We start from the raw sequence: 21,307 nt of genomic DNA on the forward strand, positions 1-21,307 counted from the left end.
TGAAGCGAGCACAAGTGAACCCTAGAGATGTAAGACGAGACAAATATACCTTGCAGGTTTAAAAAAGTATGCGAATTAATTCAGATATGAATATGTAGCTGCATGTTGCGAATACAGCAGATAAAAACGGGCGATGTTGAGAATTGAACTGTGGCGCTCAGTCGAGCATGATGCGCAAGCTGTAGCTGCTGGCAACAGGAGCCAGCACGGCCAGAGCTGCCAGCATGCCTGCCAGCACATACCAGTAAGCAGTGGTATCCAGACCAGCACTGTGCGCAAGGAAAACACCACTGCCAAAAATCAGTACAGGTATGGTCAAAGGCAAAACCAGCAAGGACAACAAGACGGCACTGCCACGCACACCCAGTGTCAATGCCGCCCCTATTGCACCTGTGAGGCTGAGTGCAGGTGTACCCAGCAAGAGGCTGAGCACCAGTATCGCTATCGCATCCAGCGGCAAATCAAATTGCAATGCCAGCAAGGGGGATATGCATACCAGTGGCAGGCCGGAGATCAAAAAATGTGCCAGTATTTTTGCGCTGACAATGACCACCAGAGGTTCAGCGGACAAGAGCATTTGTTCCAGTGTGCCATCAGCATAATCACCGGCAAACAGACGCGGAGCAGCCAGCATGGACGATAGCAGTGCCGCCACCCAGATGATGCCTGGTGCGATGGTTTGCAGCAGGGCTTTGTCAGCCCCTATGCCCAAAGGGAACAGGCTGACAATCAATACAAAGAAAACCATGGTGTTGACGATATCTGAACGGCGACGCCAGGCCAGTTGCAGATCACGCTCTGCTACAGCAAAAAACAAGCTCAGCATGAAGCTACACCCAGCCATAACTCCTGATGCGCTGGTGCCTGCAATACTATGTCCTGATGCGTGGTGTAGATCAGCATACCGCCTTGCTGTAAATGCGCATCCAGTATGACTGTCAATGCTGTAGTCGCTTTTTGATCCAGTGCGCTGAAGGCTTCATCCAGTATCAACAGGCGCGGTAAATCTGGTAAATACAATCTGCCCAATGCCAGGCGCTTGCGCTGGCCTTGTGACAACTGTCCTGCGGGTAATAATGCTATTTGCAGCAAACCCATCGCCTTCAGGGCGGCACAAGCTGTCGCATAAGTGCAATGTTGTCCCGCCAGCCTGGCATTGAAGGCGATATTTTCCCAGGCCAGCAAATCATCCTTGATGCCATTAGCATGACCAAGGAAGAGCAGATGCTGATGAAAGTCTTCCCTTATTTTTTGTACCGGCGTCCCTTGCCAGAACACTGCCCCTCTCGCCGGACTGGCCAAACCGCACAGTATGCGCAGCAGGCTGGATTTGCCACTGCCATTGCTGCCCCTGACATACAGGGCATGACCAGCATGTAATTGAATATGGATATTTGAAAACAGATAGCGACGTCCCTTGAGGCAAGCCACCTGCCTGGCCTCAAATTCTGCATGCATGCCAGCATTCACCACGGCTTGCGTTTGCTGACTATCAATCCGGTATTGCTGATGCATGCGATTTTTTTCCCTGCTGACCATTGTAATTGCTTGCATTCTAACTGCCGCTCTGGCGACGGCGAAGTTGCATTTCCTTTCATGCTTATTACAAGTCCTTCTAAGCGCCATGGTTTGAATAGCATAAAATAATGACAACAACAGCGGATATGTTTTGCTCAATTCATGAGCATCTTTGCATCAGATACTTGCTCTGCGGAATTTTTTCTTATTTTTATAAGTACTTGATTACAAAACAAATTTTGTAAACGCGGCCCCTGTTTTTTTAAAAAACATTGTCAGAAAAAGTTGCTCGTTTGCCAAATTGCATTACAATGCACGCATTTCTTAACTGCATTTAACATTTTTTATAGGTTTCCCCATGTTTTCCCTACGCGCTTTTATTTTTATTTTTCTTACACTTTTTGTCCAGGTGTGCAGTGCGCAGGAGTGGATACTTGCCGTGAATGAAGGTGTGACTTACCAGGACGGCAGCCCTGTCACCGAGCGCTACAAACCGCTAGTGGATTTGCTGGAAAAAGAACTCAAGCACCCTGTCAAAGTACAAGCAGTAGACAGGTATAGCAATTTTGAAGCGGGCCTGGATGCAGAACGCTTTGATCTGGTCTTCATCCATCCAGCGCACATAGGCTTGCGCGCAGCCAAGAGCGGCAAATATGTAGGTCTTGCCAGCGCCAAGGATTTTACTGAATACCGCGCCCGTGTATTCGTCAAAAAAGATTCTGCCATCAAAACCCTGGCTGATTTGCGCGACAAGAAGATTGGCGTGCCATCGCTGGAATCGATTACCACTGTCATGTTTGCAGCCAACCTGAACGAACTTGGTTTTCGTGATCCAGCATCACGCTTCAGTGCTACCCGCTTTCAGGATGCTGTTCCCTTCATGGTGGAAAATGGTTTTGTTGAAGCTGGTGTGACTGGTTCTGGCACTATAGCCAAGGACTGGGTAGCCAAAGGTGGCCGTGTAATCGCAGAAACCAAGCCTGTGCCTATCAAGCAATTCCTGGTTTCCCGCAAGCTGACTCCTGAGCAGCGCGACAAAGTACAAAATCTTCTGGTCAAACTCAGTGAAAACGATGCAGGAAAAAATGCGCTGAAAGGCATCAACATGAAAGGCTTCGTGGCCTGGGATAATGCTGTCATGACGGATGCGACCAAAAGGCTGGGACTGTAACTGTATCAATAAAATACTTCAAATATAAAAAGGGGCGCAGATAAAATCAGCGCCCCTTTTTATATTACTACTCTTCTGAAAATTACTATAAACCCAGCTTGGCGGCCAGGCCTATGCGCTGCAATTTTCCGGTCGCACCCTTGGGGATTTCTTCCAGAAACAAGATCTTGCGCGGTATCTTGAAATCGGCCAGGCGTATGGCGGCGAATTCGCGCAACTCTTTTTCTGTCGCCGTCACGCCTTCGCGCAATACCACGGCAGCACCGACTTCTTCCCCTAGCTTTTCATGGGGTATGCCAAAGGTGACGACTTGTTGCACCGCAGGGTGATCCATGAGAATTTCATCGACTTCACGCGGGGAAATCTTCTCGCCACCACGGCTGATGATTTCCTTGAGACGGCCAGTAATGCTGAGATAACCATCCGCGTCCATCACCCCCTGGTCACCGGTACGGAACCAGCCCTTGGTATAGGCTTCTGCATTGGCCTTGGGATTGCTTTCATAGCCAGCAGTCACATTAGGGCCACGGATAACGATTTCACCAGTCAGACCACGTTCCAGCAAATTGCCGTCGACGTCCATGATCGCAACTTCAGGGCCAGCAGCAATACCTACCGAGCCAGGTATGCGTCTGGCTGGTGGCAAGGGGTTGCTGGCCATCTGATGAGCGGCTTCCGTCATGCCATAGGCTTCGATCAGAGGGGTGTTGAATGCGGCTTCCAGTTCACTGATGACTTGTGGTGGCATGGAAGAGGATGAGGAGCGTATGAAGCGCAATGGGTTAGCAGCAATTACTTCATGATTTTGCGCAGCGCGTGCGACGATGGTCTGGTGCATGGTAGGCACTGCGGTGTACCAGGTAGGTTTGGCTTCTGACATCCAGCCAAAGAATTTCAGGGCATTAAAGCCTGGTGTGCAAAAGATGGAGCTACCCGCAGACAAAGGTGCCAGCAAGCCCGCGATGAGGCCATGAATATGGAAGAGCGGCATGATATTGAGGCCACGGTCGCCCGCAGTCAATTGCAGATTGTCGCGCACATTACAGGCCGAGGCACAGATATTGATATTCGACAGTGGCACGATCTTGGGACGTGAAGTGGTGCCGGATGTATGCAAGATCAGGCCTATATCTCCTGGCGCAGCTGGCCCAGGGATAAACGTCGTGCTGGCAGCTTGCGGATTGACCTGCGCCAGCGTGAATGCACCTGCGCCTTTTTCAGCAGGTATCAGTTCCAGTACCTGTATCCTGAGTTTTTCAGCAATCGCCAGTGCAGCTGAAGTACTGCCTTTTTCCACCACCAGGGCTTTTGCATGCAGGTCTGACAGATAAAATTCAAATTCATCAGCACGATAAGCCGGGTTGAGTGGTGCTGCCGTGGCAGCAGCGCCAATACAGACAAAGGCAGAAGCCATGTCAGGGCCATTGGGCAAGACAATGGCGACCCTGTCCTGGCGACCTATGCCAAAACTGTTCAGGCTCTTGATGGTTTCCTGCTGGTTGGCGCGCAGATCACGATAAGTCAGCGGTGTCGCACCGGGGGCTTCAAATGCGATGGCATCGTCAGCGCCTGCAGCAAGTAATTCGACGAGTGTGGAAAATCTTTGCATGATCGCTTTCTATGTTAAAAATAAATCCCTTGGAGCACAGACTCAGCTCAGGTTAAGCACAAGCCTGGCACAGCGCAGTCCTGATTACTGTATGCGCAGCTTGCCGTTTTGTTCTTGTACCGTGCGTGCCAGCAGCGCAGTCAGCGCATACACTGCTTCTATATTCGGCGTAGGCGTATCTGTGATCTTGCCCATTTCTATGACGGTGCCAACCAGGGCCTCAAGTTCTATGGGGCGACCGGCTTCTATATCCTGCAGCATGGAAGTCTTGTGCTTGCCAACGGCGGCGGCCCCGGCAATGCGCTTGTCTATCGTAACCTTGAAATTCACACCCAGTTTTTCGCCTATGGCCTGCCCTTCCCGCATCATGCGGGCAACCAGTTCACGTACAGGTGCAAATTCGCAGATATCAACCAGGGTGGCGTGAGTCAGTGCGCTGATGGGATTGAAGCTCAGGTTACCCCACAGCTTGAGCCAGATTTCTGAGCGTATATCGGAAGAGATGGGAGCCTTGAAACCAGCCTCACGCAAGGAATCAGCCAGTGCGCGTATGCGCGGCGTATCACTGCCATCAATCTCGCCCAGAGAAAAGCGATTACCTTCTATATGCTTGATAACGCCAGGCGCAATGATCTCGCAGGCAGGATAGATGATGCAGCCTATGACGCGTGCAACATCGATATTGGCTGATACCACTCCACCCGGGTCTACTGCTTCTACACGCCGGCCTTCATACTCACCGCCGTGTTTGTGGAAATACCACCAGGGTACGCCGTTTTGTGCCGTCACCACGATGGAGTCAGGCCCCAGCAAACCCGGTATGTCAGCAGCTACTGCTGCTACCTGATGGGCTTTCATGCCGAGGATGACAACGTCCTGTACCGGCAGATCGGCAATACGGTCGGTGGCGAAAATTTTTGCCACGTGCTCACTACCATCATCCATGATCAGTTTCATGCCGTTTTCGCGCACAGCCTGCAAGTTGGCACCACGTATGACGACGCTGACTTCATGTCCCATGCCTGCAAGTTTTACTGCCAGAAATCCACCAATTGCACCCGCACCCACTACCGCTATTTTCATATCGTTTTTTCCTCAAAGACGCACTATCAGTGACAAAATTTTTTTTCAACTTTTCGCCAACTGCCCGGCAAAAGATCATATCTCAGCCGCCATGAATTTAATTGGCCTGTCATTCTAAAAATCTGCTTGCCGTCATATCCCTGACACAGGCCTGACCGACAATGCTGGCGATATGAATTTCATGTGCGGATTCTATGCCTTAAGTCTGTCCGCGTTCAAAGTAGATTCAGAACTTATTTACATAAGCAAATAAGAAAAATCACGGGGGATTTATCTCAAAGTGAATAAACAAATGCTGAAGTCAAAATTGTTAAATTGCTTTAAATGAATTATTATAAGCCTAGTCAATTTGACTAGCAAATTTGACCAAACCCAAAGGCAGATGATCGCATATCTTTAGTGATTATTACCAAGCATTGTTTCCATTCACCCCTCAGATTTTATTAAAAGGACAGGCGCATGACTGCGGAAATATCCCTCGAGCAAAAACTTCCTATTGTGGAAACAGCCTCTTCGTATCGCTGGCTGCAATTATTGCTTGGTGTCGTTTGTATGGCGATGATCGCCAATCTTCAATATGGCTGGACCTTGTTTGTTGATCCTCTTGACCAGAAATACCATTGGGGCCGCAAGGCCATCCAGGTGGCATTTTTTATCTTTGTCTTTACCGAAACCTGGCTGGTGCCTGTAGAAGGATATTTGGTTGACCGTTTTGGCCCCAGGCCAGTCGTGCTGGTAGGTGGCTTGCTGATAGGCCTGGCCTGGTTCATGAATGCACATGCTGATTCACTGACCATGCTCTACATCGCTGCTGCAGTTGGTGGTATCGGTGCTGGTGCTGTGTATGGCACCTGCGTTGGCAATGCGCTCAAGTGGTTTCCGGACAGGCGCGGATTTGCGGCAGGCCTGACGGCAGCCGGATTTGGCATGGGGTCGGCGCTGACCATCATTCCAATTTCTGCGATGATCAAGAATAGCGGCTATGAAGCAGCCTTCCTGTATTTTGGTATTGGCCAGGGCCTGGTGGTATTTTTACTGTCCTTCCTGCTCAGCTCACCTAAAGATAGCAAGGCTGCACCACAGGCTCAGGTACGCCAGACCAAGGTGGATTTCACCTGGCAGCAAATGATCAAGACACCGGTCTTCTGGGTCATGTATCTGATGTTCGTGATGATGGCAGCGGGTGGCCTGGTCGCAACGGCACAACTGGCACCTATCGCCAAAGACTTCAAGATAGCTGACATTCCAGTCTCACTGGTCGGCTTTACATTGCCAGCCCTGACGTTTGCGCTGTCACTGGACCGCATATTCAATGGCATTACCCGCCCCTTCTTTGGCTGGGTGTCTGACAATATCGGTCGTGAAAATACCATGTTCATTGCTTTTGCACTGGAGGCAGTAGGCATATTGGCGCTCAGTGTCTTTGGTAAAGACCCTGTGTACTTTGTATTGCTGACGGCACTGGTATTCTTTGGCTGGGGTGAAATCTATAGCCTCTTCCCATCCACTTGCGGCGACACTTTCGGCAGCAAATTTGCAACGACCAATGCTGGCTTGCTATATACAGCCAAAGGTACGGCATCCCTGCTGGTGCCACTGTCTGTCTACGTAGTCGAAGCCTATAAAGGCTGGCATGAAGTGTTTTACATCGCAGCAGGTATGAATGCACTGGCCGCTATCATGGCCATCCTGGTACTGAAACCCATGCGCGCGCGCATGCGTAATTTGCAGTAAGGGCTGGCAGGATTAGTTAAATTCACTGAATTAACTCAGTGAGGAGTACAGCCGTAATAAATTGTGGAACATCCACTTTTTATTACGGCTTTTTATCATATGCCACAGCAACCACGGAGTACCTTTCGCTACCAGTGCGTTTGCAGCAGTTAACAGTGCTGCAGTTCCAGCCACAACACATTTGCGAACTGACAAAGGCAGCACAATCTCATCACAGCAAGGCATTGAGCCTGGCGATGTCCAGCGGCTTGACGAAATGCTCGTCAAAACCATGCTCGGCCGCACGGCGGCGGTCTTCGCTCTGGCCATAGCCAGTTACGGCAAACAGGCGCAAGCCGTCACCACCTGGCAGTTGGCGCAAGCGCTGTGCCAGTTCATAACCATCCATGCCAGGCAGGCCAATATCGAGCAGGCAGACTTGCGGTTTAAATGCCGGTGCGAGTTGCAGTGCGGCGGGTCCATTGAGAACTACCTTTACTCTATGTCCCTGTATTTCCAGCATGTCTTGCAAGACATGAGCGGCATCTTCGTTGTCATCGACTATCAGTATGTTCAGGCCCTGATGCATGGCAATATCGGCTTCCACGCCAGGAACCGATACAGCTTCAGCAGTAGTCGACTCCATTTGCGCATAAGCAGGCAAACGTAGTGTGAATGTACTGCCCAAGCCAAGGCCATCGCTATGCGCCTCGACACTCCCGCCATGCAAGGCCATCATGCTGCGCGCAATTGCCAGGCCCAGTCCCAGGCCACCTTGCGAACGGCTCAGGGCCTGGCGCTCTTGCACAAACAAATCGAAGATGGTCGGCAAGGTAGTGGCGCTGATGCCTATGCCATTATCACTGACGGTCAGTATTACTTCTTCACCCTGACGCCATGCAGAGATGCCCAGTTGCCCGCCCTGCTCTGTATATTTCGCAGCATTGCTCAGCAAGTTGGCGACTACCTGTCTCAAACGCACAGGGTCTGCCTGCACAGGCAAGCCGCTGGCTGCCACATCAACAGACAGATGATGCAGCTTGCCCTCGATCAGTGGGCTGATCGTTTCAATCGCATTGGCGACCACTTCGCCAAGCTCAATGACTTTCTTGCGCAGCTCTATCTTGCCCTGGGTTACCCGCGAAACATCGAGCAAGTCATCCACCAGCGCCACCAGATGCTGGACTTGCCGCTCTATCACCGCCCGCTCTTTCTTGGCAGTATCAACGCCACGTAAGCGCATCAGCTGCAAGGCCGTGACTATTGGTGCCAGGGGGTTGCGCAATTCGTGACCAAGCATGGCCAGGAATTCATCCTTGGCAAGGCTGGCTGCTTCAGCCGCCCGTTTTGCACTCGCCAGTTCAGTCACTTCAAACACCACCACAGCGATCCCTTCGATATTGCCATGGTCATCGCAAAGCGGCTGATAGACACAATCAAAGTAGCATTCAACTGGTCGCGCAGGATTGCCGCGCATAATGTCAACCCGCACTGAGCGCCCCAAATAAGGTATGCCAGTCTCATAAACAGCATCGAGCAGTTCAAATATCTGCTGGCCTTCTATCTCGGGCAATGCTTGCCGTATGGTCAGACCTATCAAGGTACTACGGTCAACCAGTTCCTGATAGCGTTCATTGGCCAGCTCGAATACATGCTCTGGCCCGCGCAGGATGGCGATCCCCACAGGTGCCTGGCTAAAGATGGCTTGCATACGCCGCGTTGCACTGGTTTCTATGGTGCGCACGCGCTGGCGCAACAGTAATGCGTCGATACGAGCCACCAGTTCGCGACCAGAAAATGGTTTGACCAGGTAATCATTGGCACCTGCCTGCAAACCTTCGAGCCGCGCTTCTTCACCTGCACGGGCTGAGAGCAGCAGCACGGGCAGTTCATGCGTCGCAGCATCGGCACGCAAGGCAGCCAGCAGGCCAAAGCCATCAAGTTGCGGCATCATGACGTCAGAGACGATCAAGTCCGGGCGCTGCAGTTTTATTGCCGCCAGTGCCTCCACGCCATTGCCAACAAGCTCGATATGCCAGTGCGGTTTCAACAAACGGTGCAGATAGTCGCGCATGTCGGCATTGTCGTCGACGATCAGTACGCGCCCTGACAGTCTTGATGTTGCTGGTGCCAGTGGCACTTCAGGCTCAGGCAGGGTTGGCGACAGTGGCACGCCCAGCCAGCCAGCAGCCTCGGCTACATAGGCTTTACTGGTAGCATGATTGGATGTCACTTGCGAAGGCCGCAGTTGGGCAGGATCAAGGTGAGCCGTACCCAGGCGCAAAGTGATATGGAAACGCGTGCCATGACCTGGTTCACTGTCAACCTTGATTACACCACTCTGCAAGGCCACCAGGTCATGCACCAGCGCCAGGCCTATGCCTGTTCCTTCATGTGTGCGGGAACGTGCACTCTCTATCCTGTGAAAACGTTCAAACAGGCGTGGCAACTGATCGGCAGCAATGCCTATCCCGCTGTCGGCAATCGTCACCGTGACAGTTCCCTGCGATGGTGCTTCGCGCATGCTCACTGTAATCGCACCTTCAAAAGTAAACTTGAAGGCATTTGAAAGCAAGTTGAGGATGATTTTTTCCCACATGCTGACATCGATATAGACTGGTGCGGATAATGGCGCGCAATCAACGATCAATTGCATGCCTGTACTTTCTACCGTGGAGCGAAAGCTGCTGGCCAGGTCGGAAGTCAGCGCTGCCAGGTCGGTGGGTTCAAATGCTGCCTGGGCACGGCCTGCCTGCACCCGTGAAAATTCAAGCAGGGTATTCACCAGCTTTTGCAGGCGCACTGCGTTGCGCTGCATCAGCTCCAGGCGTTGCCGTTGGGCGGGTGGCAGGCTGGTGGCATCTTCGAGTGCCTCTTCCAGTGGTGCCAGCATCAGTGTCAGTGGCGTGCGGAATTCATGACTGACATTACTGAAAAACTGGGTCTTGGCTCTATCGATTTCTGCCAGCATATCCAGCCGCAGACGTTCTTCTTCGCTGGCACGGGCATTCTGTATGGCATTGCCGCACTGGGTTGCCACCAGATCAAAAAAACTGCGGTAATCATGATCCAGTTTGCGCACCGGGCTGACACCCAGTACCACAGCGCCAACGATATTGGACGATGCCATCAGTGGCAGTACCAGCGCCTGACGTACTGGCAAATTGGCCAACCCGACCGGCAAGCTTCCTGCCGATGGCAGGTCTGTCACACCAGGCTGGCCTGTACGCAAGCTGGCAGCCAGAGCATCTTCCAGCACCTTCGGGAAACTGGCTCCGTTAGTCGTAACAGGAGATGCAGTTTCTTCAGATAGTGTGACAAAGTCCGGAACAATATCGGCGGCTACTCCGGTTGCCTGCCAGAGTTTCAATCCCGTAGCATTTGGCTGTCCCGCTTGTGCCTGGTTCAGATATAGCAATGCAAATGGTATATCGTCTGGATTACTGGCCAGCGTCGAGATCACACTGTCGGCCGCAGCATCAACAGTTTTTTCCAACAATGAACGGGTGGCTATTTCTGACAGTGTGCGCAAGCGGCGCGCATTCAGGTGTTTGGCTGTGACATCCAGGTTAGGGCAAAACAAGCCCGCAACATTACCTGATTCGTCGCGGATAGGACTATAGGAAAAAGAGAAAAAATTCTCTTCCAGAAAATCGCCACGGTTCATGAACAAGCGCACATCGTCTGCATTGGTCGCTTCACCGTAAGCAAATACACGATCGGCCAGCGGGCCACAGATGTCCCATATCTCGGACCAGATCTCAGCCGCAGGCAAACCCAGTGCCCGCGGGTGCTTGGCCAGGCTCAGCACATCAATATAGGCATCATTGTAGAGAAACACGATGTCTGCGCCCCAGCCTATCCACATGGGCTGGCGCGAACTGAGCATCAGGCTCACCGCAGTCTTCAGACTTTGCGGCCAGCCAGAAATCGGGCCCAGCGATGTTGTCGACCAGTCACGGGCAGCAATCAGGCCACCCAACTGACCTGGCGCGCTGAGAAATTTATGGTCATGAATGGTATTGGCAATGTGATCGCTAGGCATGGCGACAGGCTGAGTTGAAGGCAATTTGTACAGCATAGCATTTTTTATATAAGGCGGAACGGCATGCACAAAGAAGTATCCAGCCATTGCGCTATGTTAGCTCGCGCACAGTCTCGCAATGCCAACTCGTGCAAGCTGCTTCCACCTTATAATTAACGTCCATCAATTAGCCACCATCTCCACAACTCATTTCAGGTCATTGTCAACTCAATCAACATAGGAATTGTCATGCAAGTTGAAACCATCCTGGCCTTTGGCGGTCATAGCGAAGCAGCCATCCAGTTTTATACCACCGCGTTAGGTGCAGAAGTGATCATCATGCTGCGCTGGAAAGACAGTCCCGACCCGGCCATGCGCACGGTATCCGCCGATCCCGATAAAATCATGCATGCCTCCTTTCGCATAGGCAATACCATACTCATGACTACCGACGGCATTGAAAACCTGGACCAGCCAGATTTCAAGGGTTTCACTCTCAATCTTGAAGCCAGGGATGATGCCGATGCCCAACGCTTGTTTGCCGCCCTCAGCGACGGTGGAAAAGTGCAAATGCCTCTGGCAAAAACCTTCTGGACTTCGCTGTCCGGCATGGTGACCGATCGCTTTGGGGTACCCTGGATGGTGAATGTCGCCGCAGAAGAAAAGTAAGCATCAATGTAATGCAGTCCCATCATTCCTCACGCCATGCTTGCTGGATGAACAGGAGACCAGCATGAGCATGCAGCAACTCAAATCAGGAGATGAATAATGAAATTTCTGATCATGGTCAAAGCAACTAAAGATTCTGAAGCTGGCGTTATGCCCAGCGAAGAAATGCTGGCAGAGATGGGCAAGTTCAACGAAGAACTCGCCAATGCTGGTGTCCTTCTGAGTGGAGAAGGCTTGCATCCCTCATCCAAGGGGGTAAGGGTAGGATTTTCCGGAAGCAAACGCAGCGTAATCAAGGGCCCGTTTTCGACCACCAGCGAGCTGGTTGCAGGCTTCTGGATCTGGCAACTGCCTTCTATTGAACAAGCTATAGAATGGGTAAAACGCTGCCCCAACCCCATGCCGGGAGATTCTGAGATCGAGATCAGACAATTATTCGACAGCGAAGATTTCGGTGAAGCTTACACGCCGGAACTGCGCGAGCAAGAAGCCAGAGTGCGCAAGATTGTGGAAGACAAGAACTGAAGCAGATCAGGAAAAATTAGATTTCCTGAAGCACTTTTCCTGAAAATTTTTTAGCTGCAAGCTAAAACGAAGTTATTTGCTTTTCATATCGCTACGGAAGAATTTGAAATTATTACTCCCTTCAATCTTAGCACAGTACATGGCAGTATCTGCGCTACTGATCAGTGTTTCTGCATTCTGACCATCATTGGGATAGAGGCTTATGCCTATGCTGGCTTTTGCATATAAATCTCTTTCTTCATGCTGAAATGGGCGAAGCAGTGCTACTCTGATTTTTTCTGCGATGAGAGCAGCATCCTCTGCATATTTTCCACCTACCAGCAGAATAATAAATTCATCACCGCCATAGCGGCTGACAGTATCTGAGCCACGGACGCAATCTGACAGGCGCAGTGCAACAGATTTCAACAAGGCATCGCCGCTAGCATGGCCAAGCGAGTCATTTGTATGCTTGAAATTATCGAGGTCCAAAAACAGTAATGCCAGTCGTGTACCATTCCTTTTGGCGAGATTAATTGCCTGTGCAATACGATCGTTTAACAGCGTCCTGTTGGGCAAATTAGTGAGTGCATCATGCTGCGCCAGATGCGTCATTTTGACAGTCACTGCTTGGGCAATGCTGACATCATGAAACACAATCACTGCACCAGCGAGCTGGCCATCGTAATCATGAATGGGTGAAGCTGAATCTTCGATGTGAACTTCGCTGCCGTCTTTGCGGATCAAAAGTGTATTTGCAGGCAAATCTACTATTTCATTTTTTTTCAAAACCAGCTCTACCGTGTTAACGTCAGCTTGCCTGCTTACACCGTTGATTGTTTTAAAGATTTTCTCTATCTGCTGTCCGCATGCATCTGTCTTCGACCAACCAGTCAGTTCCTCGGCTGCGGCGTTCAGGTAATCAATTTCTCCATTGATATCTGTACATACTATCGCGTCGCCGATTGATTTCAATACGATTTCAGCACGTGCCTGCTCCTTGTAGAGCTGTTTTTCTACATTCTTGCGCAAAATGATATTGCGCAATGACTGAGGCACCAGACTACTGACGAAATAGCCTTTGGACAGATAACCCTGTGCACCAAGTTTTACCGCTTCAATAGCGGCAGCCTCTTCTTCCTCGGCACTCAGGGTCATGATTGGTATCTTGGGAAAAGCTGCAAACAAGTCATTAAATGTAGCAATTCCCTGACTATCAGAAAGTGATAAGTCTACTAAAATCAAATCGATGCCACCTGTATGCAAACGTGATAAGCCAGCATCAAGCCTGTCGAGACATTCCGTCAGGAAGGGGCCATCCCTGGAATGAAGAAGTGCCTCCTGCAATATCTTTGCATCATCAGAATTACTTGTAAGGATAAGAATGCGGTGTACCATAATGCCTACTTTTCTAACAAAGAAATTGAATAGCGTTAAAAGGCATGCGAGATAAACTTAGGTCTTTATCACCCTTGCCATACTCTGAACAAAGAACCTGCTTCCAGTCAGCGATGCACTCTATTGCAGTACTCGGCGAGGCAGGTTTATGGTGAACACGCAGCCTTCACCCAGCTTGCTTTCCACAGTCAACAAGCCATCATTTGCTTCGACACTGCGTCGGGCTATGGAGAGTCCAAGTCCCAAGCCACTTTTGTTGGTGCCGCTTTGTGTGAACGGTAGAAATATATCGCGCGCAGCGTCCGCGCTCAGACCTGGCCCGCTGTCTTTAACATTGATGCGTATACGCTCTGCTCTTGCTTCAACACTGAGTGTCACGACACCATCCGTACCACTAAATTTGAAAGCGTTCTGCAAGAGATTTCCTAAAGCTGAAAAGAGCAGGTCCTTATCGGCATCTATCATCAGCAGAGAAGGAGTTTGCTCAACGTGAAAACTGCAATTGAGCATTTCAGCTTCGAGGGAAGCCGAATATTTCACCTCGCCGATAAAATTTGCCAGGCTGAACACAGAACGGCGCAAAGCCATTCCCGGCCCTGTCCGCACTTCTGCGAGAGAACGATCAATGAGGCGCTGAAGTCCTACCAGGCTGCGGTCCAGGACACCCCCTGTAGAGCCCGTCAAGCCCACATTGCCCGACTTGATGGCCGCTAGCGCAAGCATTGCCGTATTCAAATGATTACGCAGCTCATGTGCAAAAAAAACCAAACGCTCATTTCTTTCCAGAGCTTGCTCATCTGCGATCACAAAATCACGCTGAGCACTAAACGCGGTTACCGCATCCGCGATTCCATTGTCCAGACAACGATTGAGAGTGCGAAACTCGCTGATCTCAAATTTCTGATTGAGATCAATTGACAAATCCGATACTGCCTGACAAAGATCACCATAATTATGCACAACCTCATTGATAGAGTAGCCCAGGGTCAAAAGATCAGCGCCGTGAATTGCCGCTGTTACACCCAGTTCGGCATGGTAGCCGGATTCACCCGACGGGGGACCGGACACAGCCAGCGCCTCAGCCATTCTCCCTTTATATTCTGCTTGCAAGGTGCGTATGAGTTGGTCGAGAAACAAAGGGATACCTTGTTCCAGTTGCTGTTTGTTGGGTGGCGACCTGTTTGGCCGGGCAGACACTTTTTCGCGACATCGCCGCTCCAGCTCAGCCCGGTTGGCGATCAGTAAATCGTACATCATGGCGAGCCTTTTAAGGTATCCCATGCCTGTCGGTTGAAGGTTTACACGGCTTGGCCGCTTTGGGGATTTACGCCAGGAAAGCTGGACGCATAAGTTGATAATAGGCCATGCTTCTGAGTGCGTCTGTGCGCTATCGCGCTTTCATGTCATGGTAAAAACAGGAGATCATCTTACAAGTATTGCAATTATCAAATGCAGATTGCTTATTATTTGCACATTGATTAATCAATCGCTTGCAGCACTATGTTTTCGAATAATGCTGTTTGGTGATTGGGTAAGCGTTAAATTGACAGCCGCAAAACAAATCTGATCAAAAAAAGAAAGTTGCTCGCGAGTTACACGCTTCGGTTAACTGGCAGCACCTTAAAATGACACTAGTTCATTATGCTGCTTCAGCCTGAAACGAAGGCTGTGCTTTATCATCTCTCACATCGCCAACATCGACCAATGCCGCGTCAAACTGGAAATCCCTCGCCTCATGCAACTTCCATGCTCCATCCCCGAGCAAGTGCAGAACATGGGTATGATGCTTTAACACGGCAGGCCGGTGGGCGATACTGATCAGTGTCACGCCACTCTCACGCAGGCGTGCATATAGAGCAGACTCATTGCCACTGTCAAGTGCGCTGGTTGCTTCGTCGAGAATGACAATGTCAGGCGCATGCACCAAAATGCGGGCGAATGCCATGCGTTGTTGCTCGCCGACGGAGAGTAGCTTCTCCCAGTCCTGCACCGCAGACAGCCCGCCGACACGCTCGGCCAGCTGCGGCAGATATACCTGATCCAGAATCTCCAGCAACTGTTCGTCGCTGAGTTCTGAGTCGGCGCCAGGATAGATCAGCTGGCTGCGCAGCGAACCCATCTGCAAATAAGGTTGCTGCGGCAGGAAGAAGAAATCCTCTAGCGGCGGATGATGGATGAGGCCGCTGCCGGTGTGCCACAAGCCGGCAATCGCCCGCAATAGCGAGCTTTTACCACAACCGCTGTCGCCAGTAATGAGCAGTGCCTCACCTGGCTGTAATGCAAGACTCAGTTCCTTGATCAACACACGTTGCGATTGCGGCGGATGCAGTGTGACTGATTCCAGCGCGAGCCGGGTGCCTTGGCGTAGCTGGATACGCACAGGCTCGACTTCCACTGCCGGTTCAGGTTTCGCCTTGGGCAAAACCAGGTCGGACAATGTCTGTAACCGGCCTACGCCCGCCACAAAGCGGCTGAGACTTTCAAAGTTTTCCACGATCACGCCCACTGCGCCGAGTACGGCAGCAAATGCCCCGACCGCCTGCGTCGCACGCCCTACCTCCAGCTCGCCTGATAAGACTTGCTGGGCAAGTATAGCCACCGGCAACACCAAAGTGAGCTGGCTAAACGTGCGCTGATACAGATTAAGAGAACGCTGCTTCTTGATCAGCTTGTCGTAATTCTGGATGACGCGGTGAAGCTTGCTATCTATGTGCGCGCGCTCCTGCGCTTCGCCGCGATAGAAGGCAATCGATTCAGCATTTTCGCGTACACGCATCAGGCTGTAACGGAAGTCAGCCTCGCGTCGTAGTTGCCAGAAATTCAGGTGTATCAAGGGGTTGCCGAATGCGTACAGCGCGGCACCGGTGCCGATAAGGGCATACACCACCAATATGCCAACCAGCAAATGCGATATCGACCATAGCACAGCACTGAACGCCACCAGTTGCATGGCTGACCCCAGGAAAATGAGCAGGAAGTTGATGGACCTGCCTGTAAAGGTATTAATGTCTTCGCTGATGCGCTGGTCCGGGTTGTCGAGTTCACTATTGGCACCCAGTGCATAGTATTTACGATCTTTAAGATAGCCGTCAAGAAAGCGCCCGCTGAGCCAGCGTCTCCACTGGTTGGCGAACAGATCACGCATGTAATAGTAGAAAGCGTAAGTCGGCACGGCAAAAGCCAGCACCATCAGGCAGGTTCGCACGGATGTCCAAAAACGATCGCCTTCCTTTGCTGCCAGTGCCGAAGTCATTTCTCCAGCCTGATCGTTGAGCATGACTGCGAACTTTGTTTCAAACAGCATTAACACGATCAGCAGCACCAGGAGTATCCAGGCTCTCTTCCATTCATCACCCAGCCAGTAAGGTTTGGCGACCTCAAGGAATTGTCGCCATGCAGAAAGTGAGAGGAACGCAGTACGGCGCCTCCTGGGTGGTGGTGGCACACCATCGGTTTCTTCATTGGGGCGCGTTTCGCTCAAGATAGTCATGGTCAGCTTCTGTAAATAGGTTTTTCTACAGTATGGGATCTGACACGATATCGTTCTGTGCGGAAACAGACACAATCCTGCATGGCAGGAAAAAAAACGAGCACTTTTACCACACCTTGCAAATTCTTCTTGCCTTGAGTGCGCACCATATCCATAATAAATAAAAATGAACGTTCATTCATTATGGAGACAATGATGCATAAAAATGCAACTCGTAAGAACTCTTTCCGCCGCGGCCGCCCCCTCTATCTCGCAATTCTCGCTGTACTAGGCAGCCCGCATCCCGGTGCCTTGGCGCAAGACCCGCGTCCACGTCCCGTGGTGTCTACTGAGCCCGTTGAAACCGTTGTCGTTACGGCCCAGCGTCGCCGCGAGCCCGCACGTGAAGTTCCTCTCTCAGCCGACGTCGTCCGTGGTGAATATCTGGAGCGTTCCGGTTATCAATCACTGGCTGATCTGGCGGCTTTGCTGCCAGGCGTCAATTACAATGAAACTGGTAGTGGGTCCGGGCAAAGCCAGGTGACGATGCGCGGCATTTCTACCGGGGCACAAGTTGGCGCAACGGTCAGCATGTATATAGACGATGTGCCTTTCGGTTCCAGTTCCGGTTATGCGGGTGGCGGTTCCAGCGCACTCGATCTTGGTTTGTTTGACCTGGCCGCGGCCGAAGTATTGCGTGGCCCGCAAGGTACTTTATATGGTGCCGGTGCCATGGGGGGGCTGATTAAATATGTCGCCGCCGAGCCCGATCCTGCTGAACGCCTGGCCAATATCACGACAGAATTGTCAGGCAGCAGGAATGGCAAGTTGAGCCATGTAGCGCGCGCGGTATTGAATTTGCCGCTGCAAGATGGCAAGGCAGCGCTGCGCGCCACGCTGTATCAGCGTGAGGAAGGTGGTTTGGTACGCGATAATAATCACGGCAACCGTATCGTCGATGGCGCAAAGATTGATGGTGCCCGGGTGGCCTTGCTGCTGACACCAGCAAAGAATCTGTCGCTGCGGCTGACCGCGCTGTCTCAAAAACAACAGCGCGACGGTTCATCGACGGAAGATGTCAGCCTGGCCAGCGGTGAGCCCATAGATGGCCGCGCAACGAAGCGCCTGTTCTTGAGCGAGCCTGTCAAAATAAACAATGAGCTGGTGTCGCTGGCCGTCAAGGCAGACCTGAACTGGGCAAGCCTGGATGCGATCAGCGGCTGGCAGCGTTCCCGCAATGATGGGCGGGCTGATCCTTCCGCGCTGTATCTGCCTTACCTGGCACCATTGGGGATCAATGCGGCTGGCTACGGGCTGGACTACAGCTTTTTGACTCGAAAATTCACGCAGGAATTGCGGCTGACCTCGCCGCGCAGCCGCTCGCTGGAATGGCTGGTGGGTGCTTTCTATACGAAAGAAGAGGGTTACAAGTCACAGTATTTGCAAGCCTACAACCAGCAGTTGCAAGCTGTTCCACCGCTATTGGCGGATGCGCGGTTTCCTTCCAGCTTCCGTGAGCTTGCTGCCTTTGGTACTGCCACTTATTTTATCAATGAGCATACTGACATGACGCTGGGCGTGCGCCGCAGCCGTAATAACCAGCAACTGGAGCAGCGCTTTGATGGCTTGTTCGCACCTGCCCCGCAACCGGCAGCCGATTCGACCGAAGACGTGACGACGTGGATGGCGACGGCACGCTGGCGTCCAGCCGCAGGCCAGGCCCTCTATCTTCGGGCAGCTAGCGGATATCGCCCTGGCGGTCCGCTGCCTGTTGTGCGCAATCCGATTAATGGCGAGCCACTCAACCAGTCTTCCTATGCATCGGACTCTTTGTGGAGTTATGAGGCTGGCTGGAAAGGCGATCTACTGCCGGGCAAGGTGTCGGCAGAACTGGCGCTATACCAGATCAACTGGAAAGACATGCAGGTGTTTACAGCTTATGCCGGTTTTTCTGGTATTGGCAATGCCGGGCGGGCGCGCTCGCGTGGTATTGAGGCCACCCTGCGTGCCAGACCGATAGAAGGCGTCAGGATTGCTGCGGCACTCAGCCTGATCAATGCCGAACTGCAGGACGATAACCCCAGCCTGGGTGGTAAAGCCGGTGAACGTCTGCCTGACACGGCCAGGGTGGCAGGGGCGTTGCAAGTGGAGCGCGATTTTTCTATTGATGGCAAACATGGCTATCTGGGCGCCTCTTTACGCTATACGGGCGAGCGCTGGAATAGCTTCCAGCAGTCACGCTCCATGCTGCCGTACCGCTTGCCGGCCTATACGGTGCTGGATTTGCGCGGTGGACTGGAGTTTGGCAGCAGCAATCTTGGTTTTTTCTTACGCAATGTGTTCGACCAGCGTGGCCAGACATCGGCTGACACCAGCCTGAGCACGCTGGGTGCGCCTGCCCGCGTCAACCTGGTGCCTCCACGTACGCTGGGTGTGCAAGTGTCTTATGCCTTCTATTGAGCGGAGTATCCCTATGTTGATCTCTACTTTCACAGAGCAGGTTGCCTTGCGCCAGCCTTTATCGATTGCTGGCCGCACGCTGGCTGGCCAGCAGGTGTTGCGGGTCTCGGCCCGTTATCGCGGCTGGGCTGCAGAAGCCGAAGCAGCCGGGGTGTTTTATCGCGGTGAATCCGGAGCGACCATGCAAAAGCAAATACTGGCCAGCCTGCCAGACATGCCATGCGACCTGGCTGGCATGTGGCAAAGTGTGCAGCAGATGCCGGTGGGCGGTGCCCGCAATGCGCTGGACTGGATACTCTGGCAACTTGAGGCTGGGCTGCGCGGTATGCCGGTATACCGGCTGGCACACCAGCCCGCACCACGGGCCAGAGTCACCATGGTCACCCTGGGTGCTGACACCCCTGCGGCAATGGCTGCAATGGCAATAAGCTATCCGGCTGCCCGTGCCTTGAAGCTCAAGCTCGACGGCAGTAGCGACGATGCGGTACGGGTAGCCGCGGTGCGCAAGGCGCGGCCCGATGTCAGCCTGTCGGTGGATGCCAACGAAGGCTGGACGATGGCCCATCTCGACGGCATCATGGGCAAGCTGCTCGAACATCGTGTAGAACTCATCGAGCAGCCTTTGCCTGCAAAACAGGATGCAGCACTGGATCACTACCGTTCGCCTATCCCCCTGGCAGCAGATGAATCGCTACAGACACAAGACGAACTCGAGCAGGTCGCGCAGCGCTATCAGGTCGTCAATATCAAGCTGGATAAATGCGGCGGACTGACTGCCGCACTGCCGCTGGCGTCAGCGGCAAGGCGGCTGGGCATGCGTGTCATGGTCGGCTGCATGGGAGGGCGCTCAATGGCGCTACTGCCAGCCTTCATTGTTGCGCAAGAGGCCGATCTGGTTGACCTTGATGCACCCTTGCTGATGGCCACCGATAACCAGCCCTCAGCCCGCTACCTTGATGGCTGTATTGATTTTGATGCCGGGGCTTATACCTTGGCCGCCCCGGCCGCCTCAGCAACATCAGCCACATCAGCCAAATCAGCAACACCGGCGCTGTTGACTACTTACCCGCAGGCTCAGCATGCAAGCGCGTAATCAACATGTGCGCCGCCGCGATTTTTGCCTCGATGACCAGCGGTACACCAATCAGCATCTGGGCCTGGGCAGAAATGAGGATAGACAACAGGCTCTCAGCGATGGCATTCACCTCGTCGCGCTGGCACAGACCGGCCTGGTTCCCCAGGCGCAGCACCGCATCGTACAGGGCAGCACGCGATTGTTCAAAGTTCCTGATCACCACGGCCTGCACTTCCGGGCTGCGACGGGCAATCGCGGCGACTTCCAGCGAGGTGCGCGCTGCCTGCCCCGCCGTGTCGGGAATTTCTTGCTGCCGCAGGATGGCAATGACAAAGGCCAGCAAGTCTGCGGTGCTATTGCAGGCGGCCAGCGGTGCGCTATGCACCTCCGCCGACTCTATCAGTGCAAGCAGGATCGCCTCTTTGGAGCGGAAATGGACATACAGCGAACCTACCGACAAACCGGCTTCCTTGCTGACGTCACTTACCGATGCTTCATACAGTCCCTTGCGTTCGAAAACCGCGCGTGCGGCGGTGAGGATTTGCTGGCGTACAGCGGCCATATGGCTGGGATCACGCTTAGGCATAAGTAAAAAAAATGATTGTTTATTTATT

At 52.5% G+C, this 21,307-nt stretch carries 15 protein-coding genes; 6 read left to right on the forward strand and 9 right to left on the reverse strand.

Features of this window, described 5'->3' with window-relative positions; all coding sequences use genetic code 11:
• Positions 1–157: 157 nt before the first annotated feature.
• Together ccmB and ccmA are read right to left on the reverse strand one after the other, a co-directional pair.
• Positions 158–826 (reverse strand): heme exporter protein CcmB, encoded by a 669-nt coding sequence (gene ccmB / locus DFR42_RS12615; protein WP_110255321.1) that lies wholly within the window; start codon positions 824–826, stop codon positions 158–160.
• The gene (gene ccmA / locus DFR42_RS12620) at positions 820–1,554 is read right to left on the reverse strand and encodes a cytochrome c biogenesis heme-transporting ATPase CcmA (RefSeq protein WP_245936946.1); all 735 of its coding nucleotides are present in this window, start codon (positions 1,552–1,554) and stop codon (positions 820–822) included. The genes ccmB and ccmA overlap by 7 nt, the downstream gene beginning before the upstream one ends.
• Before the next feature lie 322 nt (positions 1,555–1,876).
• Here ccmA and DFR42_RS12625 point away from each other — a divergent pair, with 322 nt between their 5' ends.
• Positions 1,877–2,689 carry a phosphate/phosphite/phosphonate ABC transporter substrate-binding protein gene (locus DFR42_RS12625; RefSeq protein ID WP_110255322.1) on the forward strand — a complete coding sequence of 271 codons (813 nt, stop codon included), beginning with the start codon at positions 1,877–1,879 and terminating at the stop codon, positions 2,687–2,689.
• Positions 2,690–2,774: 85 nt separating this feature from the next.
• Here the strand turns inward: DFR42_RS12625 and DFR42_RS12630 are convergent, their stop codons facing one another.
• Together DFR42_RS12630 and DFR42_RS12635 are read right to left on the reverse strand one after the other, a co-directional pair.
• On the reverse strand, positions 2,775–4,298 hold the full coding sequence (locus tag DFR42_RS12630; RefSeq protein ID WP_110255323.1) for an acyl--CoA ligase: 1,524 nt from the start codon (positions 4,296–4,298) through the stop codon (positions 2,775–2,777).
• 84 nt (positions 4,299–4,382) lie between these two features.
• On the reverse strand, positions 4,383–5,381 hold the full coding sequence (locus DFR42_RS12635) for a 2-dehydropantoate 2-reductase (RefSeq protein WP_110255324.1): 999 nt from the start codon (positions 5,379–5,381) through the stop codon (positions 4,383–4,385).
• Positions 5,382–5,840: 459 nt separating this feature from the next.
• On the opposite strand from DFR42_RS12635, the gene oxlT reads away from it, so the two are divergent.
• Positions 5,841–7,115, forward strand: a complete 1,275-nt coding sequence (gene oxlT / locus DFR42_RS12640; RefSeq protein WP_110255325.1) for an oxalate/formate MFS antiporter — start codon at positions 5,841–5,843, stop codon at positions 7,113–7,115.
• A 211-nt stretch (positions 7,116–7,326) separates the two neighbouring features.
• On the opposite strand, the gene DFR42_RS12645 is transcribed toward oxlT, so the two are convergent.
• Positions 7,327–11,139, reverse strand: coding sequence for an ATP-binding protein (locus DFR42_RS12645; RefSeq protein WP_110255557.1), 3,813 nt, complete (start codon positions 11,137–11,139; stop codon positions 7,327–7,329).
• Between the two features lie 228 nt (positions 11,140–11,367).
• Here DFR42_RS12645 and DFR42_RS12650 point away from each other — a divergent pair, with 228 nt between their 5' ends.
• Together DFR42_RS12650 and DFR42_RS12655 are read left to right on the forward strand one after the other, a co-directional pair.
• Positions 11,368–11,787 (forward strand): VOC family protein, encoded by a 420-nt coding sequence (locus DFR42_RS12650; protein WP_110255326.1) that lies wholly within the window; start codon positions 11,368–11,370, stop codon positions 11,785–11,787.
• A 99-nt stretch (positions 11,788–11,886) separates the two neighbouring features.
• A complete protein-coding gene (locus tag DFR42_RS12655) occupies positions 11,887–12,312 on the forward strand; it encodes a YciI family protein (protein WP_110255327.1) in 426 nt (141 codons plus the stop codon).
• A 72-nt stretch (positions 12,313–12,384) separates the two neighbouring features.
• On the opposite strand, the gene DFR42_RS12660 is transcribed toward DFR42_RS12655, so the two are convergent.
• From DFR42_RS12660 to DFR42_RS12670, 3 genes are all read right to left on the reverse strand, one after another.
• Complete coding sequence (locus tag DFR42_RS12660; protein WP_110255328.1) at positions 12,385–13,689, reverse strand: diguanylate cyclase domain-containing protein; 1,305 nt, start codon at positions 13,687–13,689, stop codon at positions 12,385–12,387.
• Between the two features lie 120 nt (positions 13,690–13,809).
• On the reverse strand, positions 13,810–14,943 hold the full coding sequence (locus tag DFR42_RS12665) for an ATP-binding protein (protein WP_110255558.1): 1,134 nt from the start codon (positions 14,941–14,943) through the stop codon (positions 13,810–13,812).
• Positions 14,944–15,328: 385 nt separating this feature from the next.
• Positions 15,329–17,179, reverse strand: coding sequence for an ABC transporter ATP-binding protein/permease (locus tag DFR42_RS12670; RefSeq protein WP_110255329.1), 1,851 nt, complete (start codon positions 17,177–17,179; stop codon positions 15,329–15,331).
• 195 nt (positions 17,180–17,374) lie between these two features.
• On the opposite strand from DFR42_RS12670, the gene DFR42_RS12680 reads away from it, so the two are divergent.
• Both DFR42_RS12680 and DFR42_RS12685 read left to right on the forward strand, forming a co-directional pair.
• Complete coding sequence (locus DFR42_RS12680) at positions 17,375–19,618, forward strand: TonB-dependent receptor (RefSeq protein ID WP_170133500.1); 2,244 nt, start codon at positions 17,375–17,377, stop codon at positions 19,616–19,618.
• 13 nt (positions 19,619–19,631) lie between these two features.
• Positions 19,632–20,711 carry an enolase C-terminal domain-like protein gene (locus tag DFR42_RS12685; RefSeq protein ID WP_170133501.1) on the forward strand — a complete coding sequence of 360 codons (1,080 nt, stop codon included), beginning with the start codon at positions 19,632–19,634 and terminating at the stop codon, positions 20,709–20,711.
• Here the strand turns inward: DFR42_RS12685 and DFR42_RS12690 are convergent.
• On the reverse strand, positions 20,677–21,279 hold the full coding sequence (locus DFR42_RS12690; protein WP_110255333.1) for a TetR/AcrR family transcriptional regulator: 603 nt from the start codon (positions 21,277–21,279) through the stop codon (positions 20,677–20,679). The two genes, DFR42_RS12685 and DFR42_RS12690, sit on opposite strands and share 35 nt — an antisense overlap.
• Positions 21,280–21,307: the final 28 nt, after the last annotated feature.

Origin of the sequence: Undibacterium pigrum, assembly GCF_003201815.1 — a bacterium.
Lineage (GTDB): Bacteria > Pseudomonadota > Gammaproteobacteria > Burkholderiales > Burkholderiaceae_D > Undibacterium > Undibacterium pigrum.

Excerpts from the sequence above, each read along its gene's own strand:
- DFR42_RS12635 (WP_110255324.1), bottom strand. The coding sequence starts at position 5,381 with ATGAAAATAGCGGTAGTGGGTGCGGGTGCAATTGGTGGATTTCTGGCA.
- DFR42_RS12650 (WP_110255326.1), top strand. The coding sequence starts at position 11,368 with ATGCAAGTTGAAACCATCCTGGCCTTTGGCGGTCATAGCGAAGCAGCC.
- DFR42_RS12630 (WP_110255323.1), bottom strand. The coding sequence starts at position 4,298 with ATGCAAAGATTTTCCACACTCGTCGAATTACTTGCTGCAGGCGCTGAC.
- DFR42_RS12690 (WP_110255333.1), bottom strand. The coding sequence starts at position 21,279 with ATGCCTAAGCGTGATCCCAGCCATATGGCCGCTGTACGCCAGCAAATC.
- ccmB (WP_110255321.1), bottom strand. The coding sequence starts at position 826 with ATGCTGAGCTTGTTTTTTGCTGTAGCAGAGCGTGATCTGCAACTGGCC.
- oxlT (WP_110255325.1), top strand. The coding sequence starts at position 5,841 with ATGACTGCGGAAATATCCCTCGAGCAAAAACTTCCTATTGTGGAAACA.
- ccmA (WP_245936946.1), bottom strand. The coding sequence starts at position 1,554 with ATGCAAGCAATTACAATGGTCAGCAGGGAAAAAAATCGCATGCATCAG.
- DFR42_RS12680 (WP_170133500.1), top strand. The coding sequence starts at position 17,375 with ATGCATAAAAATGCAACTCGTAAGAACTCTTTCCGCCGCGGCCGCCCC.
- DFR42_RS12655 (WP_110255327.1), top strand. The coding sequence starts at position 11,887 with ATGAAATTTCTGATCATGGTCAAAGCAACTAAAGATTCTGAAGCTGGC.
- DFR42_RS12665 (WP_110255558.1), bottom strand. The coding sequence starts at position 14,943 with ATGTACGATTTACTGATCGCCAACCGGGCTGAGCTGGAGCGGCGATGT.
- DFR42_RS12645 (WP_110255557.1), bottom strand. The coding sequence starts at position 11,139 with ATGCCTAGCGATCACATTGCCAATACCATTCATGACCATAAATTTCTC.
- DFR42_RS12685 (WP_170133501.1), top strand. The coding sequence starts at position 19,632 with ATGTTGATCTCTACTTTCACAGAGCAGGTTGCCTTGCGCCAGCCTTTA.
- DFR42_RS12625 (WP_110255322.1), top strand. The coding sequence starts at position 1,877 with ATGTTTTCCCTACGCGCTTTTATTTTTATTTTTCTTACACTTTTTGTC.
- DFR42_RS12660 (WP_110255328.1), bottom strand. The coding sequence starts at position 13,689 with ATGGTACACCGCATTCTTATCCTTACAAGTAATTCTGATGATGCAAAG.
- DFR42_RS12670 (WP_110255329.1), bottom strand. The coding sequence starts at position 17,179 with ATGACTATCTTGAGCGAAACGCGCCCCAATGAAGAAACCGATGGTGTG.